This window comes from Bradyrhizobium sp. LA2.1 (genome assembly GCF_040547725.1).
GTDB lineage: Bacteria > Pseudomonadota > Alphaproteobacteria > Rhizobiales > Xanthobacteraceae > Bradyrhizobium > Bradyrhizobium barranii.
In genome coordinates this window covers 107,110-121,139 of record NZ_JBEPQI010000031.1, presented here as the reverse complement: position 1 = coordinate 121,139, position 14,030 = coordinate 107,110, and the positions used below count along the sequence as shown (strand labels likewise).

At 63.8% G+C, this 14,030-nt stretch carries 13 protein-coding genes; 7 read left to right on the top strand and 6 right to left on the bottom strand.

Annotated elements, in window-relative coordinates:
- Positions 1-197: 197 nt before the first annotated feature.
- The 3 genes from cimA to cysS all read right to left on the bottom strand — a co-directional run bounded on the left by cimA (position 198) and on the right by cysS (position 3,782).
- A complete protein-coding gene (gene cimA / locus ABIB95_RS40565) occupies positions 198-1,796 on the bottom strand; it encodes a citramalate synthase (RefSeq protein WP_028159349.1) in 1,599 nt (532 codons plus the stop codon).
- Positions 1,793-2,284, bottom strand: coding sequence for a GNAT family N-acetyltransferase (locus tag ABIB95_RS40560; protein ID WP_354248287.1), 492 nt, complete (start codon positions 2,282-2,284; stop codon positions 1,793-1,795). The genes cimA and ABIB95_RS40560 overlap by 4 nt, the downstream gene beginning before the upstream one ends.
- A 115-nt stretch (positions 2,285-2,399) precedes the next feature.
- Positions 2,400-3,782: a cysteine--tRNA ligase gene (gene cysS / locus ABIB95_RS40555; RefSeq protein ID WP_354248286.1), complete on the bottom strand. Its 1,383-nt coding sequence runs from the start codon at positions 3,780-3,782 to the stop codon at positions 2,400-2,402.
- A gap of 289 nt (positions 3,783-4,071) precedes the next feature.
- Here cysS and ABIB95_RS40550 point away from each other — a divergent pair, with 289 nt between their 5' ends.
- Together ABIB95_RS40550 and ABIB95_RS40545 are read left to right on the top strand one after the other, a co-directional pair.
- Complete coding sequence (locus ABIB95_RS40550) at positions 4,072-4,377, top strand: hypothetical protein (RefSeq protein ID WP_166094360.1); 306 nt, start codon at positions 4,072-4,074, stop codon at positions 4,375-4,377.
- 130 nt (positions 4,378-4,507) lie between these two features.
- A complete protein-coding gene (locus ABIB95_RS40545; protein ID WP_354248283.1) occupies positions 4,508-5,707 on the top strand; it encodes a DUF2865 domain-containing protein in 1,200 nt (399 codons plus the stop codon).
- A 55-nt stretch (positions 5,708-5,762) separates the two neighbouring features.
- Here ABIB95_RS40545 and ABIB95_RS40540 read toward each other — a convergent pair whose 3' ends face one another.
- On the bottom strand, positions 5,763-6,671 hold the full coding sequence (locus ABIB95_RS40540; RefSeq protein ID WP_063983984.1) for a DUF2189 domain-containing protein: 909 nt from the start codon (positions 6,669-6,671) through the stop codon (positions 5,763-5,765).
- Between the two features lie 545 nt (positions 6,672-7,216).
- Between ABIB95_RS40540 and ABIB95_RS40535 the strand changes: the two genes are divergently transcribed.
- The 5 genes from ABIB95_RS40535 to ABIB95_RS40515 all read left to right on the top strand — a co-directional run bounded on the left by ABIB95_RS40535 (position 7,217) and on the right by ABIB95_RS40515 (position 11,743).
- The gene (locus tag ABIB95_RS40535; RefSeq protein WP_071915136.1) at positions 7,217-8,050 is read left to right on the top strand and encodes a cytochrome c oxidase subunit II; all 834 of its coding nucleotides are present in this window, start codon (positions 7,217-7,219) and stop codon (positions 8,048-8,050) included.
- 74 nt (positions 8,051-8,124) lie between these two features.
- Positions 8,125-9,903 carry a cbb3-type cytochrome c oxidase subunit I gene (locus ABIB95_RS40530; protein ID WP_063986452.1) on the top strand — a complete coding sequence of 593 codons (1,779 nt, stop codon included), beginning with the start codon at positions 8,125-8,127 and terminating at the stop codon, positions 9,901-9,903.
- Entirely contained in the window at positions 9,900-10,604 is a 705-nt protein-coding gene (locus ABIB95_RS40525; protein WP_354176892.1) for a cytochrome c oxidase subunit 3, read from the top strand. Before ABIB95_RS40530 ends, ABIB95_RS40525 begins: the two co-directional genes overlap by 4 nt.
- Positions 10,605-10,618: 14 nt before the next feature.
- Positions 10,619-11,341, top strand: coding sequence for a heme-copper oxidase subunit III family protein (locus ABIB95_RS40520; RefSeq protein ID WP_063983988.1), 723 nt, complete (start codon positions 10,619-10,621; stop codon positions 11,339-11,341).
- Between the two features lie 9 nt (positions 11,342-11,350).
- A complete protein-coding gene (locus tag ABIB95_RS40515; RefSeq protein ID WP_085404837.1) occupies positions 11,351-11,743 on the top strand; it encodes a cytochrome C oxidase subunit IV family protein in 393 nt (130 codons plus the stop codon).
- A gap of 154 nt (positions 11,744-11,897) precedes the next feature.
- Here ABIB95_RS40515 and ABIB95_RS40510 read toward each other — a convergent pair whose 3' ends face one another.
- Both ABIB95_RS40510 and ABIB95_RS40505 read right to left on the bottom strand, forming a co-directional pair.
- On the bottom strand, positions 11,898-13,655 hold the full coding sequence (locus tag ABIB95_RS40510) for an NAD+ synthase (RefSeq protein WP_354248281.1): 1,758 nt from the start codon (positions 13,653-13,655) through the stop codon (positions 11,898-11,900).
- A gap of 17 nt (positions 13,656-13,672) precedes the next feature.
- A complete protein-coding gene (locus tag ABIB95_RS40505) occupies positions 13,673-14,026 on the bottom strand; it encodes a diacylglycerol kinase (RefSeq protein ID WP_014496149.1) in 354 nt (117 codons plus the stop codon).
- Positions 14,027-14,030: the final 4 nt, after the last annotated feature.

Below are 14,030 nucleotides of genomic sequence, written 5' to 3'. Positions count from 1 at the left end.
TTGCCGCCCACCAAGTCGCTATCATCGACTTGGCGAGCGGAAAAAGTGTCGGCTATGTCCCCGAACACCCGTCGGTCATGTCCCCGGGCTGAACACTCGACCGGGCGATCCAGTATTCCGAGACGCCAGAGAGCTGCCGAGAAGCCGCAGCGTACTGGATACCCCGCCTTCGCGGGGTATGACAGCCGTTGCGGGTCTTACGCCGGCGCCCCCGACTTCACGAGCTTGTAGATCACCGAATCCATCAGCGCCTGGAACGAGGCGTCGATGATGTTCGGGGACACGCCGACCGTGGTCCAGCGATCGCCGTTCTCGTCCTCGCTCTCGATCAGCACGCGCGTGACCGCGCCGGTGCCGCCGTTGAGGATACGGACGCGGTAGTCGATCAGCGTCAGGCCCTCGATGTACTTCTGGTACTTGCCAAGATCCTTGCGCAGCGCGACGTCGAGCGCGTTGACGGGGCCGTTGCCTTCGGCGGCCGAGATCAAACGCTCGCCGGCAACGTCGACCTTGACCACTGCAAGGGCGACGGTGACGCGCTCGCCGTGCGAATTGTAGCGCTGCTCGACATTGACGTCGAACTGCTCGACCTCGAAATAATGCGGCACCTTGCCGAGCGTCCGGCGCGCCAGCAGATCGAACGAGGCGTTGGCGGATTCATATGCGTAGCCGGCAGCCTCACGTTCCTTCAATTCCTCGACCAGCCGCGTCAGCTTGGGATCGCTCTTCTCGTAGGCAATGCCGGCCCGGTCCAGCTCGGCGATGACGTTGGAGCGTCCGGCCTGGTCTGACACCAGCACCTTGCGATGATTGCCGACCAATTCCGGCAGCACATGCTCGTAGGTCTGCGGATCCTTCAGCACGGCCGAAGCATGAATGCCGGTCTTGGTGACGAAGGCGCTCTCGCCGACATAGGCCGCATGCCGGTTCGGCACGCGGTTGAGCATGTCGTCGAGGGTGCGCGAGACCTTGACGAGAGTTGCGAGCTTTTCGGGCGTGACGCTGATCTCGAAGGCGTCCGAAAACTCCTTCTTGAGCTTCAGCGTCGGGATCAGCGAGCACAGATTGGCGTTGCCGCAGCGCTCGCCAAGGCCGTTCAAGGTGCCCTGGATCTGCCGCGCGCCGGCGCGCACCGCGGCGAGCGAATTGGCCACCGCCTGCTCGGTGTCGTTATGGGCGTGGATGCCGACATGGTCGCCCGGGATGTGTTTCGTCACCTCGGTGACGATGGCCTCGATCTCGTTCGGCATGGTGCCGCCATTGGTGTCGCACAGCACCACCCAGCGCGCGCCGGCCTCATAGGCGGCCTTGGCGCAGGCGAGCGCGAAGGTTGAATCCTCCTTGTAGCCGTCGAAGAAGTGCTCGCAGTCGAGCATGACCTCGCGCCCCGCGGCCTTCGCCGCCGCGACGCTGTCGCGGATCGACGCCAGATTTTCTTCCTTCGTCGTCTCCAGCGCGACGCGCACCTGATAGGCCGAGGACTTCGCCACGAAGCAGATCGCATCAGCCTTCGCCTCAAGGAGCCCGGCCACGCCGGGATCGTTGGAGACCGAGCGCCCTGCCCGGCGCGTCATGCCGAAGGCGGTGAAGCGCGCATGCTTGAGCTTGGGCTTGGTGCCGAAGAACTCGGTGTCGGTCGGATTGGCGCCGGGATAGCCGCCCTCGACATAGTCGATGCCGAGATCGTCGAGCATCGCCGCGATGACCTGCTTGTCGGTCAGGGTGAAATCGACGCCGTTGGTCTGCGCCCCGTCGCGCAGCGTGGTGTCGAACAGATAGAGACGCTCCTTGCTCATTGTGCGGCTCCGAGCGTCTTCTTCATCGTGGTGTTGGCGAGCCACTCGTCGTTGACGGTGATGCTGTTACGCTGCATGGCGACATAGCCGCGCTTGGCGAAGAAGTTTTGCGCGGTGTCGCTGGCATCGACCGACAGGCTGGTCGCGCCGCGACCGCCGGCGAGCTTTTCCAGCGCGTCCACCAGCATGGTCGCGATGCCCTGACCGGTCACGGCGGGATGCACATAGAGCATATGGATGTGATCGGCCCCGCGCAGCGAGGCGAAGCCGACGGGCGAGCCCTCCAGCGTCGCGACCAGCGTCAGGTCGGCCGCGAGCCGCTTGCCGAACTCTTCGGTTTCCGCCGCCTCCATCCAGGCCTGCTGCTGCGCCTCGTTGTAGTCTTCGCCGGTCAGCTCCTCGATGCTTGCCGTGAAGATCGCGGCGAGGACCGGCACGTCATCAGGCAGGAACGGCCGCAAGCCGGGTTTTGGCAAAGTCTGTCCCATCGTCTTCACCACATCCCATAGAGTTTCAACGCCAGCGCCACGGCGGCCGCGAGCAGCAGGATCTTCAGCGCGATGTAATAGAGCCAGTGCCTTGGGAAAGGCGTGTCGGGCCGCTTCATCGTGCGACCTCCCAGGTCGTCCCGTCCTTGGAGTCCTTGATCGCAACGCCCATCGCGGCAAGCAAATCGCGAATTCGGTCGGACTCTTTGAAATCCTTGCGGCTACGGGCGGCCGTCCGCTCCGAGATCAGGCGCTCGACTTCCTTGGCATCGACCCCGCTGGCCTGCTGCTTGCGCCCTTCCCACTGCGCAGCGCTTTCGGAGAGGAAGCCGAGCAGGCGCAACGAGCCCGCCAGCGCGCTCACGTCGCTGCCACGCAGGCCGTGCAGCGCCGCGATCGCCAGCGGCGTGTTGAGGTCATCGAGCAGCGGCTCGACCACGGACGCGGCCGGCTGACCGGGCTCTGCATCGGCCGCGACCCGATACCAGTCGTCGAGCGTCCTGGCGCTCTCCTCCAGCGACTTCAGGGTCCAGTCGATCGGCGAGCGGTAATGCGTCTTCAGCATGTTCAGACGCAGCACCTCCCCCGGCCAATCCGCGAGCAGTTCGTGGATGGTGACGAAGTTGCCGAGCGACTTCGACATCTTCTCGCTCTCGACCTGGAGGAAGCCGTTGTGCATCCAGTAGTTCGCCATGCGCTGCTGGTGGAAGGCGCAGCAGGTCTGCGCGACCTCGTTCTCGTGATGCGGAAACACGAGGTCGATACCGCCACCGTGGATGTCGAAATATTCGCCGAGGTGCTTCCAGGCCATGGCCGAGCACTCGATGTGCCAGCCCGGACGGCCCTCGGCCTTGATGCCGGCCGGCGACGGCCATGACGGCTCGCCCGGCTTGGACGGCTTCCACAGCACGAAGTCAGTTGCGTCGTGCTTGTAGGGCGCGACATCGACGCGGGCGCCGGCGATCATCTCGTCCAGCGAGCGATTGGACAGCGCGCCATAGCGCGGCAACCCGGAATTGGCCGCGTTCATCGCCTGCGGCGAGAACAGCACATGGTCCTCGGCAGCATAGGCAAAGCCACCCTTGACGAGCCTTTCGATGATCTCGCGCATCTCGCCAATATGCTCGGTCGCGCGCGGCTCGACGCTCGGCCGGAGTGCACCAAGCGCATCGACGTCGGCGTGAAACTGCTTGCCGGTCTGTTCAGTGACTTTCCGGATAGCCTCGTTCAGCGGGAGCCCCGGAAAATCGCGCGCGGCGCGGTCGTTGATCTTGTCGTCGACGTCGGTGATGTTGCGGACATACGTCACGTGCGCCTCGCCATAGAGATGGCGCAGCAGCCGAAACAGCACGTCGAACACGATCACCGGCCGCGCATTGCCGATATGGGCGAAGTCGTAGACGGTCGGTCCGCAGACATACATGCGGACGTTCTTCGCATCGAGCGGCACGAAGGTGCGCTTGTCCCGGCTCAGCGTATCGTAAAGGCGCAATTCCATATGGATACCCGTCGGCTGTTGGCCGGGCGTCCGAGGCTCTCAATGTTTTTGAGAAAAGACGGCTCCAGCCAGCGAATCGCTAGCTCGTAATCTCGCGGCAAATGCCACAAATGGCGAGGAGACCGTACATGCGGGCACATATGGGCTATCAGGCGCCCCCGCGTCAAGAGAGCCGCGAAAACGCCGTTTTATCTCCGCAAAGCGCGGCCGCCCCGCCTTGATGGTTCATCATCCTTAACCTTTTGAGTTTACTTGGAACCCGGCGGTTCCCTAAAGCCCCGGTGCACCCATGCGATCCCTGCTCGCGCTCGTCTCTTGTGCCTCCATCGTCGCGGCATCCAGCGCGTTCGCCGAGACCCGCGTCTTCATCATCGCCAACCAGGCGGACGGCTACGGTGTGGACCAGTGCCTCGCCAAGGGTGAGAAATGCGGCGCACAGGTCGCGCGCACCTATTGCCAGTCACGCGATTTTGCCCAGGCGTCGGCCTACCGCCGGGTCGATCCCGACGAAATTACCGGCTCTGTCCCCAAAACTGGCGCAAACTGCTCCCATGGCCATTGCGACGAATATGTCGCAATCACCTGCCAGCGCTGAATTCCCTCGGAGCTGGCGGACCTTAGGACCAGTTTTCGGCCGCTGAAACGACGTGACGATGCCGCAGGAAGCGGCTATTGGAGGGCGCGCGTCGGCCCCCAAAATCACGCCGGGCCGTGACCTCGCTAGAATGGCGGATATGCCTGAATTTTTGTCTCTCTCCCGTGCTCGCTCCATCCTTGCCTGCACCGTGCTTCTAAGCACGGTCGTGCTCGCCAACGGTGCTTTCGCGCAGGCGGGCCCGCCCGGCCCGCCGCCTCAGCCCGGCCAGAACGGGCTTGGACCAAATCCGATGTGCGTGCGGCTGGAAGGCCAGCTCGTCGCGCTCGATCGTGGCGGCGGCGGTGGCGACCCCGCGCGCGAAGACCAGATCCGCCGCTATCAGGATTCCCAGGCCAAGCAGCAGGCCGAGCTCGACCGCGTCACCATGCAGGCCAAGCGCATGGGCTGCGATTCCTCCGGCTTCTTCTCGCTGTTCAACGGCCAGTCGGCGCAATGCGGCCCGGTCAACACCCAGATCCAGCAGATGCGCGCCAATCTGGACCAGATCACCGGCAATCTCGAACGCCTGCGCGGCGGCGGCCCCGGCGGCTTCAGCCCGGAGCGCGACAACCAGCGCCGCTCGGTGCTGGCGGCGCTGGCGCAGAACAATTGCGGCCCGCAATATGCCAACGCCGCGCAATCGCAAGGCGGCGGCAACTTCCTGAACAATCTGTTCGGCGGCGGCGGCAACAACCCCAACAATCCGCAAGGCGTGCCGCCCTCCGATCTCGGACCGCAATCCGGCACCTACCGCACCGTGTGCGTGCGCACCTGCGACGGCGCCTATTTCCCGGTCTCGTTTGCCACCGTGCCGGCGCGCTTCCCCGACGACGAGAAGACCTGCAAGACGCTGTGCCCGGCCGCGGAAGCCGTGCTCTACACCCATCGCAATCCCGGCGAGGACATGAACTCCGCGGTCTCCACCAGCGGCCAGCCCTACACGGCGCTGCCGACCGCGTTCAAATTCCGCAGCGAGTTCAACCCGTCCTGCTCCTGCAAGGCCGCAGGCCAGACCTGGGCCGACGCGCTGAAATCCGCCGACGACAAGGCGGCGGCCGAGCAGCAGGGTGACATCATCGTCACCGAGGAGAGCGCCAAGAAGATGCAGCAGCAGCGGCTCAACAAGGGCACGCCCGCGACTGCCAAGAAGGGCGCGGCTCCCGCGCCGACGACGGCCAGTACACCGGCTGCGGCCGCGCCTGCGGATACCGGCACGGCCACCAATTCGTCGGAGAACAAGCCGATCCGCTCGGTCGGTCCGACGTTCCTGCCGCAGCAGCAGAAGTAGGCTCTAACCCGTCATGCCCCGCGAAGGCGGCCGCCAGGTGCGGCCGTCTTCGCTGTTACTGCTTACCCTCGCGGCTCCACGGGAAGAGATTGGCCGGAAAGTCCGCTGCGTAGCGCTTTCCCTTCGGGGGCGGCGGCGGCTCGTCCGGTGGATTCGGATTCGGCTCGACCACCCGCCGATAGAGGTGCCAGGTGGCATGACCGAGCACCGGCAGGACGACAGCGAGACCGACGAAGAACGGCAGCGAGCCGATCACGAGCAGCGCCGCGACGATGAGGCCCCATCCGGCCATCGCAACCGGATTCGCGGCCACCGCTCGGAGCGACGTGCGGATCGCGTCGATCGCAGTCGCATGCCGGTCGAGCATCAACGGAAACGACACGACGCTGACGCACAAGGCCACAACCGCAAACAGGAAGCCACAACCGCAACCGACGATGACGAGCGACCAGCCTTCCGGTGTCGTCAGCACCCGCGTTGCGAAGTCGGGAATGCTTGCGGCCGCCGCGTGACCGAAGATCGTGACATAGATTGCGTTCGCGACACCGATCCAGGCCCCGAACAGGACCAGCAGGAGCACGCCGAGCTCGACCATGGCGCCGAACGACGGTGCGCGCAGCACCTTGATCGCATCCCATGCATCGACCTCCTCGCCGCGCTCGCGACGCCGGCTGAGTTCATAGAGACCGATCGCGGCAAAAGGGCCGATCAAGGCAAAGCCGGCAGCCAGCGGAAACAGGAGCGGCAGCACCGAATAGCCGAGAACCATCCTGAACAGGACGAGACCGAGAACGGGATAAATCACGCACACGACGATCGCGTGGCTCGGCATCGCCTGGAAATCCTCCCAACCCAGGCGTAGGGCCTCGGTCAGGTCGGACAAGCTGATCTTGCGAATGGGGTAGGAGGCCGCTTCGCCGAACAGGTGCCGCTTTATGATGTTGTCGGGATAAAGAGTGGCCATGGACACGCCCTCCTCTGCTGAAAGTCGCGGCGGCAAACGGCGCGCTTTCCGGCCGCGCGTATCCGCCCTTATGTGCGGGAGACGCGATCGAGCCGAGTACGGCAGTTCCAGGCTCAACGAGGAAGGAGCTTAGCCGGACGAAACCCGTCGCGACCTGCGCCCCGAGCTTAGCGCGCGCGATCTGGAATGACCAGCGCTCCCGGCTGGGTGAATTGTGCGTCGCATATTTTGTGCGATGCATCACATCGAGAATGCGACCGAGGCTCGCCAGCTCGCACGGCAACATCGATCGCCCACGCCGCGTAAGCGTGTTGACATGCTATTGACGCCGGGTTCGCGGGGGATCATTTTAAATGCCTGGACGCCCCCAGCGGTCGCGGTCTTCCTCTTGAATATCGCGACTGGTTGAATGGGCGAGGCAAGAGGCGCGGTGATGGCGCATATGTCAGCATAGATGTCCGCGTAGAGAAAGTCCGCCATCGCGACAGACGTGAGCTCCGCCCTGGATTCGTATCCGTAGCCTTCGATGGCAAGGATGGATCAGGATGGCTGTCGCACTGATACTGCTTCTGGTCGCGATCGGCTCGGTGCTGTTTCACCTCTACAGCCCGTGGTGGTGGACGCCGATCGCCACGAACTGGGCCTATATCGACCACACCATCAGCATCACGTTCTGGATCACGGGATTCGTTTTCGTCGCGGTCATCGCCTTCATGGCCTATTGCGTCTTCCGCTTTCACCACAAAGAGGGAAGACGGGCCGACTACAATCCGGAAAACAAAAAGCTCGAATGGTGGCTGAGCGTCGGGACCGGCGTCGGAGTCGCGGCCATGCTGGCGCCTGGTCTCGTGGTCTGGCACCAGTTCGTGACGGTGCCTGCGGATGCCACCGAAGTCGAGGTCATGGGCCAGCAATGGCAATGGAGCTTCCGCCTTCCAGGCAAGGATGGGCGGTTGGGCACATCCGATGTCCGCAACATCGCTTCCGACAATCCGATGGGACTCAATCGTGACGACCCGCACGCGCAGGACGACGTCGTAATCGAGAACGGCGACCTGCACCTTCAAATGGGAAAGCCGGTCAAGGTTCTCCTCCGCTCGGTTGATGTCCTGCACGATTTCTACGTGCCCGAATTCCGCGCCAAGATGGACATGGTCCCTGGCATGGTGACCTACTTCTGGATAACGCCGATCCGAACCGGAACGTTCGATGTTCTATGTGCGGAGCTCTGTGGCGCTGCTCATTATCAGATGCGGGCCAAGGTCATCGTCGACGAAGAGCGTGAATATCACGCTTGGCTTGAGCAACAAAAGACGTTTGCCGAATTGTCGCCGGCAAGAGCTGTCGTGAAGGCGACGTACCAATCCGGTGGCAAGTAGCAGGCTGCCGCTGCGAAGATCGGGTGCACGAGGCCAATGCCTCACCCCCGATGGAAACGACCGAGGAGGTTTCTATGGTCGATATTCCATATGAAGGGATCGCAGGCATCCCGCCTGCCGAAGTACCTGAAGTCGAGCTCTATCATCCAAGGAGCTGGTGGACACGGTATGTCTTCTCGCAGGACGCCAAGGTGATCGCCATTCAGTATTCGCTGACGGCCTCGGCCATCGGGCTGGTGGCCCTGGTGCTGTCGTGGCTGATGCGACTGCAACTGGGATTCCCCGGCACCTTCTCTTTCATCGATGCCAACCAGTACCTCCAGTTCATCACCATGCACGGCATGATCATGGTGATCTATCTGCTCACCGCATTGTTCCTCGGCGGCTTCGGCAACTACCTGATCCCGCTGATGGTCGGCGCCCGGGACATGGTCTTCCCCTACGTGAACATGCTGAGCTACTGGGTCTACCTGCTCGCGGTCCTGGTGCTGGCCTCGACATTCTTCGTGCCCGGCGGCCCCACCGGCGCCGGCTGGACGCTATACCCGCCGCAAGCCATCCTCTCCGGAACGCCCGGGCAGGATTGGGGCATCATTCTCATGATGTCGTCCCTGATCCTGTTCATCATCGGCTTCACGATGGGCGGCTTGAATTACGTGGTCACGGTGCTGCAGGCGCGCACCCGCGGCATGACGTTGATGCGCCTGCCCCTGACGGTGTGGGGCATTTTCACGGCGACCGTCATGGCGTTGCTGGCATTCCCTGCACTCTTCGTTGCCTCGGTCATGCTGCTGCTCGACCGTCTCCTGGGAACCAGCTTCTTCATGCCCTCCCTCGTCGAGATGGGCACGCTTTCGAAATATGGCGGCGGCAGCCCGCTGCTCTTCCAGCACCTGTTCTGGTTCTTCGGCCACCCCGAGGTCTACATCGTCGCCCTGCCCGCCTTCGGCATCGTCTCCGATCTGATCAGCACGCATGCGCGCAAGAACATCTTCGGTTATCGCATGATGGTCTGGGCCATCGTGGGGATTGGTGCGCTCAGCTTCGTCGTGTGGGCGCACCACATGTATGTGAGCGGCATGTTCCCGCAATTCGGGTACTTCTTCGCCACCACGACGCTCATCATCGCAATCCCCACTGCGATCAAGGTCTACAACTGGGTGCTGACGCTGTGGCGCGGCGACATTCATCTCAGGGTGCCGATGCTGTTCGCCCTCGGCTTCATCATCACCTTCGTGAATGGCGGCCTCACCGGCCTCTTCCTCGGCAACGTCGTCGTGGACGTGCCCCTCTCGGACACCATGTTCGTGGTCGCGCATTTCCACATGGTGATGGGCGTGGCACCGATCATGGTCGTGCTCGGCGCGATCTATCATTGGTACCCCAAGGTCACGGGACGGATGCTGAACGACGTCCTGGGCAAGTTTCACTTCTGGGTCACCTTCCTCGGCGCCTACCTGATCTTCTTCCCCATGCACTATCTTGGACTGCTCGGGGTTCCGCGCCGGTATTTCGAACTCGGCGACACGGCGTTCATCCCGTCCTCGGCCCATACACTGAACGCCTTCATCTCCGTGGTGGCCTTGACCGTCGGCTTCAGCCAGATGGTGTTCCTGTTCAATCTTGCCTGGAGCCTGTTCAAGGGTGAGGCCTCGGGCGGCAATCCGTGGCGGGCGACGACGCTGGAGTGGCAGACGCCGGAGACGCCCCCCGGACACGGCAACTGGGGCAAGGAGCTCCCGATCGTGTACCGCTGGGCCTATGACTACAGTGTGCCCGGCGCCGCGGAGGACTTCATTCCGCAGAACCAGCCGCCGCGCGCGACGCAGCTCGTTCAGGGAGCTGCTTCGTGAGCGCCATCATCCTGTTCCTGGCTGTGCTTGCGGTGATCGCCGGATGGTGGCTGTCGCAGCAGCGGCTGATGGCCAAGCCCTGGCTGGAGGAAGGCTCGGTCGGTGACTTCCCCGGCGGCGATAGCATGACCTGGCCGGCAGCGAAGGTCGGACTTGGCGTGTTTCTCGCTGTCGCGAGCGCACTGTTCGTCCTCTTCATCAGCGCCTACTCGATGCGCATGAGCGTGGTGGACTGGCGGCCGCTGCCGGTCCCGCGGCTGCTGTGGGTCAACACGGGCGTCCTGGTCCTGAGCAGTGTCGCGCTGCAATGGTCGTACGTGGCTGCCGGGCGAGACGATACCGAGAGCGTCAAGATCGGTCTGCTCGCCGGCGGAGCAACTGCCGTGATCTTCCTCGCCGGACAGCTCCTGGCCTGGCAACGGCTCGGGGCTGCCGGATATTTCGTGGCGTCCAATCCGGCCAATTCCTTCTTCTACCTGTTGACCGCAGTGCACGGGCTGCATCTGACGGGTGGCCTGGTGGCCCTCGGCCGAACCTCGGCCAAGGTGTGGCGCGGCACCGAGATCGCCGACATGCGCTTGAGCGTGGAGCTGTGCGCCATCTACTGGCACTTCCTGCTGCTGGTCTGGCTTGTCCTGCTCGGTCTTCTCACGGGCTGGACCGACGATTTCGTCAACATCTGCCGTCAATTGCTGAGCTAGGGAGGCGAGACCAGATGGCTGAAACCGTGCTGACACATTCGGGCCAATCGCCTGCGCGGCTTGAAGGCTGGCGCGGCATCGCCGCCGACTGGGCGTCCGATCAGCGCGCCTTCAAGAACGTGTCCTGGGGCAAGGCCATGATGTGGATCTTCCTCCTCAGCGACACCTTCATCTTCAGTTGCTTCCTGCTCTCCTACATGACGGCGCGCATGTCCACGACCGTGCCGTGGCCGAATCCCAGCGAAGTCTTCGCCCTCAATATCGGGGGCCACCACATCCCCCTGATCCTGATCGCCATCATGACCTTCGTCCTGATCAGCAGCAGCGGCACGATGGCGATGGCCGTCAATTTTGGCTACCGCCGGGATCGCGTGAGAACCGCAATCCTGATGCTGGTCACGGCGGCCTTCGGCGCAACCTTCGTCGGAATGCAGGCGTTCGAATGGACCAAGCTGATCATGGAGGGCGTTCGACCCTGGGGCAATCCATGGGGCGCGGCGCAGTTTGGCTCAAGCTTTTTCATGATCACCGGTTTCCACGGCACCCACGTGACGATCGGCGTGATCTTCCTGATCGCGATCGCGCGAAAGGTCTGGCGGGGCGACTTCGACGTCGAGAGGCGCGGCTTCTTCACAAGCCGCAAGGGCTATTACGAGATCGTCGAGATCATGGGCCTGTACTGGCACTTCGTCGATCTCGTGTGGGTGTTCATCTTTGCATTGTTCTATCTTTGGTGAGGTCGGCGCATGACAAACGCGGCGGTACACATGGAAGGCCAGCTCCACGCTCCGGCGCACGGCGCAGTCGCAACAGCAGCCGTGCACGCCAAGGGGCAACAGCACCCGATCAAGCTCTACCTCGTGGTCTGGGGCTGGCTGTTCGTCCTCAGCACGTGCTCCTACCTCGTCGACTACTTTGGCCTACACGGCTACCTCAGGTGGTCGCTGATCCTGCTGTTCATGGTGTTGAAGGCCGGCCTGATCGTCGCCGTCTTCATGCACATGGCCTGGGAGCGGCTGGCCCTCACCTATGCCATCCTGCTGCCGCCGATCGCGGTAATGGTGTTTGTGACCATCATGGTGCTCGAATCCGAATACACCCACTTGCTTCGGGTGATGTTTTTCGCAACCCCGTCGTAGCGGCAAGCTGATTTGCACTGTCATGCCCCGCGAAGGCGGGGCATCCAGTAACCCGTGTCAGCAGTCGGTTCCTACAATGCCCGCCACGGAGTACGGGATCATCCGCCTTCGCGGATGATGACAGGGGTGGGGCGCCATCGCCGCGCGGCTCGCATCAGCCCTCGAACGCGTCGATCGACGCCGTGCTGCCGCGCGAGACCAGCGTCTCGTCCGCCGCAGGCAACGGCTCGCCCTTGTCACGAAAGCGGTTGGTGATGGGATAGCGGCGGTCGCGGCCGAAATTCCTGGCCGTCACCTTCACGCCCGGTGCGGCCTGGCGGCGCTTGTATTCGGCGACGTTGAGCAGATGATCGATGCGGGTGACCGTCTCGCGCTCGAAGCCGGCGGCGATGATCTTGTCGAGCGGCTCCTCGCGCTCGATCAGACGCTCCAGGATGGCGTCGAGCACGTCATAAGGCGGCAGCGAGTCCTGGTCGGTCTGGTTCTCGCGCAGCTCCGCCGTCGGCGGGCGCGTGATGATATCGGGAGGAATCACCTCGCCCGCAGGCCCGAGCGCGCCGTCGGGCTTCCAGTGGTTGCGCAGCGCGGCCAGCCGAAACACCTGCGTCTTGTAGATATCCTTGATCGGATTGAAGCCGCCGTTCATGTCGCCATAGAGCGTGGCGTAGCCGACCGACATTTCCGACTTGTTGCCGGTCGTCACCACCATCAGCCCGGTCTTGTTGGAGATCGCCATCAGCAGCGTGCCGCGGGTGCGGGCCTGCAGGTTTTCCTCGGTGATATCGGGCGGCAGATTCTTGAAGATGCCGGACAGGATGGTCTCAAAGCCGGTCACGGCCTCAGCGATCGGCAGCACCTCGTAGCGGATTCCGAGATGCCCGGCGAGCTCGCCCGCGTCCGCGATCGAGCTCGCCGCCGTGTAGCGGTAAGGCAGCATCACGCCGTGCACCTGGTCCGCACCGAGCGCATCGACGGCGATCGCTGCGCAGAGAGCGGAGTCGATGCCGCCGGAAATGCCGAGCAGCACGCCGGGAAAGCCGTTCTTGGCGACATAGTCGCGCAAGCCCAGCACGCAGGCGGCGTAGTCGGCGTGGTCGCCCTCGGGCTGCGCGGCAATCGGCCCCGCGCAGCGCCAATCCTCGCCGTTCCTGGTGAAGCGCAATGTGGTGACGCTCTCTTCGAACGCCGGCAATTGCGCCGCGAGCGAGAGATCGCCGTTGAGCGCGAAGGAACCGCCGTCGAACACCAGCTCGTCCTGGCCGCAAACCTGGTTGAGATAGACCAGCGGCAGACCGCTCTCGGTGACACGCGCCACGGCGACAGAGAGGCGCACGTCGCTCTTGTCGCGGGCATAGGGCGAGCCGTTCGGCACCAGGATGATCTCGGCGCCGGTCTCGGCCAGCGTCTCGACCACGTTCTCGTAATCCTCGGACTCCTCCAGCCAGATGTCCTCGCAGATCGGCACGCCGATGCGCACGCCGCGCACGGTCACGGGACCTGCGGCAGGTCCGCGCGAAAACAGCCGCTTCTCGTCGAACACGCCGTAATTCGGCAGATTGCACTTGAAGCGAAGTGCGGCGATTTTTCCGCCATCGAGCAGCGCGCAGGCATTATGGAGCCTGCCGTCCTCGATCCAGGGCGTGCCGACCAGCACCGCCGGGCCGCCATCGGCGGTCTCGCGCGCGAGCGCCTCGATCGCGGCGCGGCAGGCGTCCTGGAACGCCGGCTTCTGCACCAGATCTTCCGGCGGGTAGCCGGCGATGAACAATTCCGGAAACAGCACGAGATCGGCGCCGTCGGACCTGGCTTGCGCGCGCGCGTCACGCACCTTCGCGGCATTGCCCTCGATGTCGCCCATGGTCGGATTGAGCTGGGCGAGCGTGACCGCGAATACGTTGAGACGTTCGGTCATGGCCGCCGCACTCCGCTTCAGAGGAACCCCAATCGCTCGACGATGGCGATGATCCAGAACGCGCCGGCCATCAGCAGCGCAACGCCGACCGCGGCCGAGCCCATGTCCTTGACCCGGCCGATCTGCTTGTCGTGATCCATGGTCAGCCGGTCGGCAAGCTTCTCGATCGCGGTGTTGAGCAGCTCGACCGTCAGCACGAACGCAACCGAACAGACCAGTTCGACCGCCCGCAGCGCCGTCGCGGCGACGAACCACGCCAGCGGCACCGACAGGATGAGCGCAAAAATCTCCTCGCGAACGGCCTGCTCCGACCGGAACGCGAAGGCCAGACCGTTGCGTGAATTGATCGTCGCCTTCCAGATCCGCAGCAAGGTG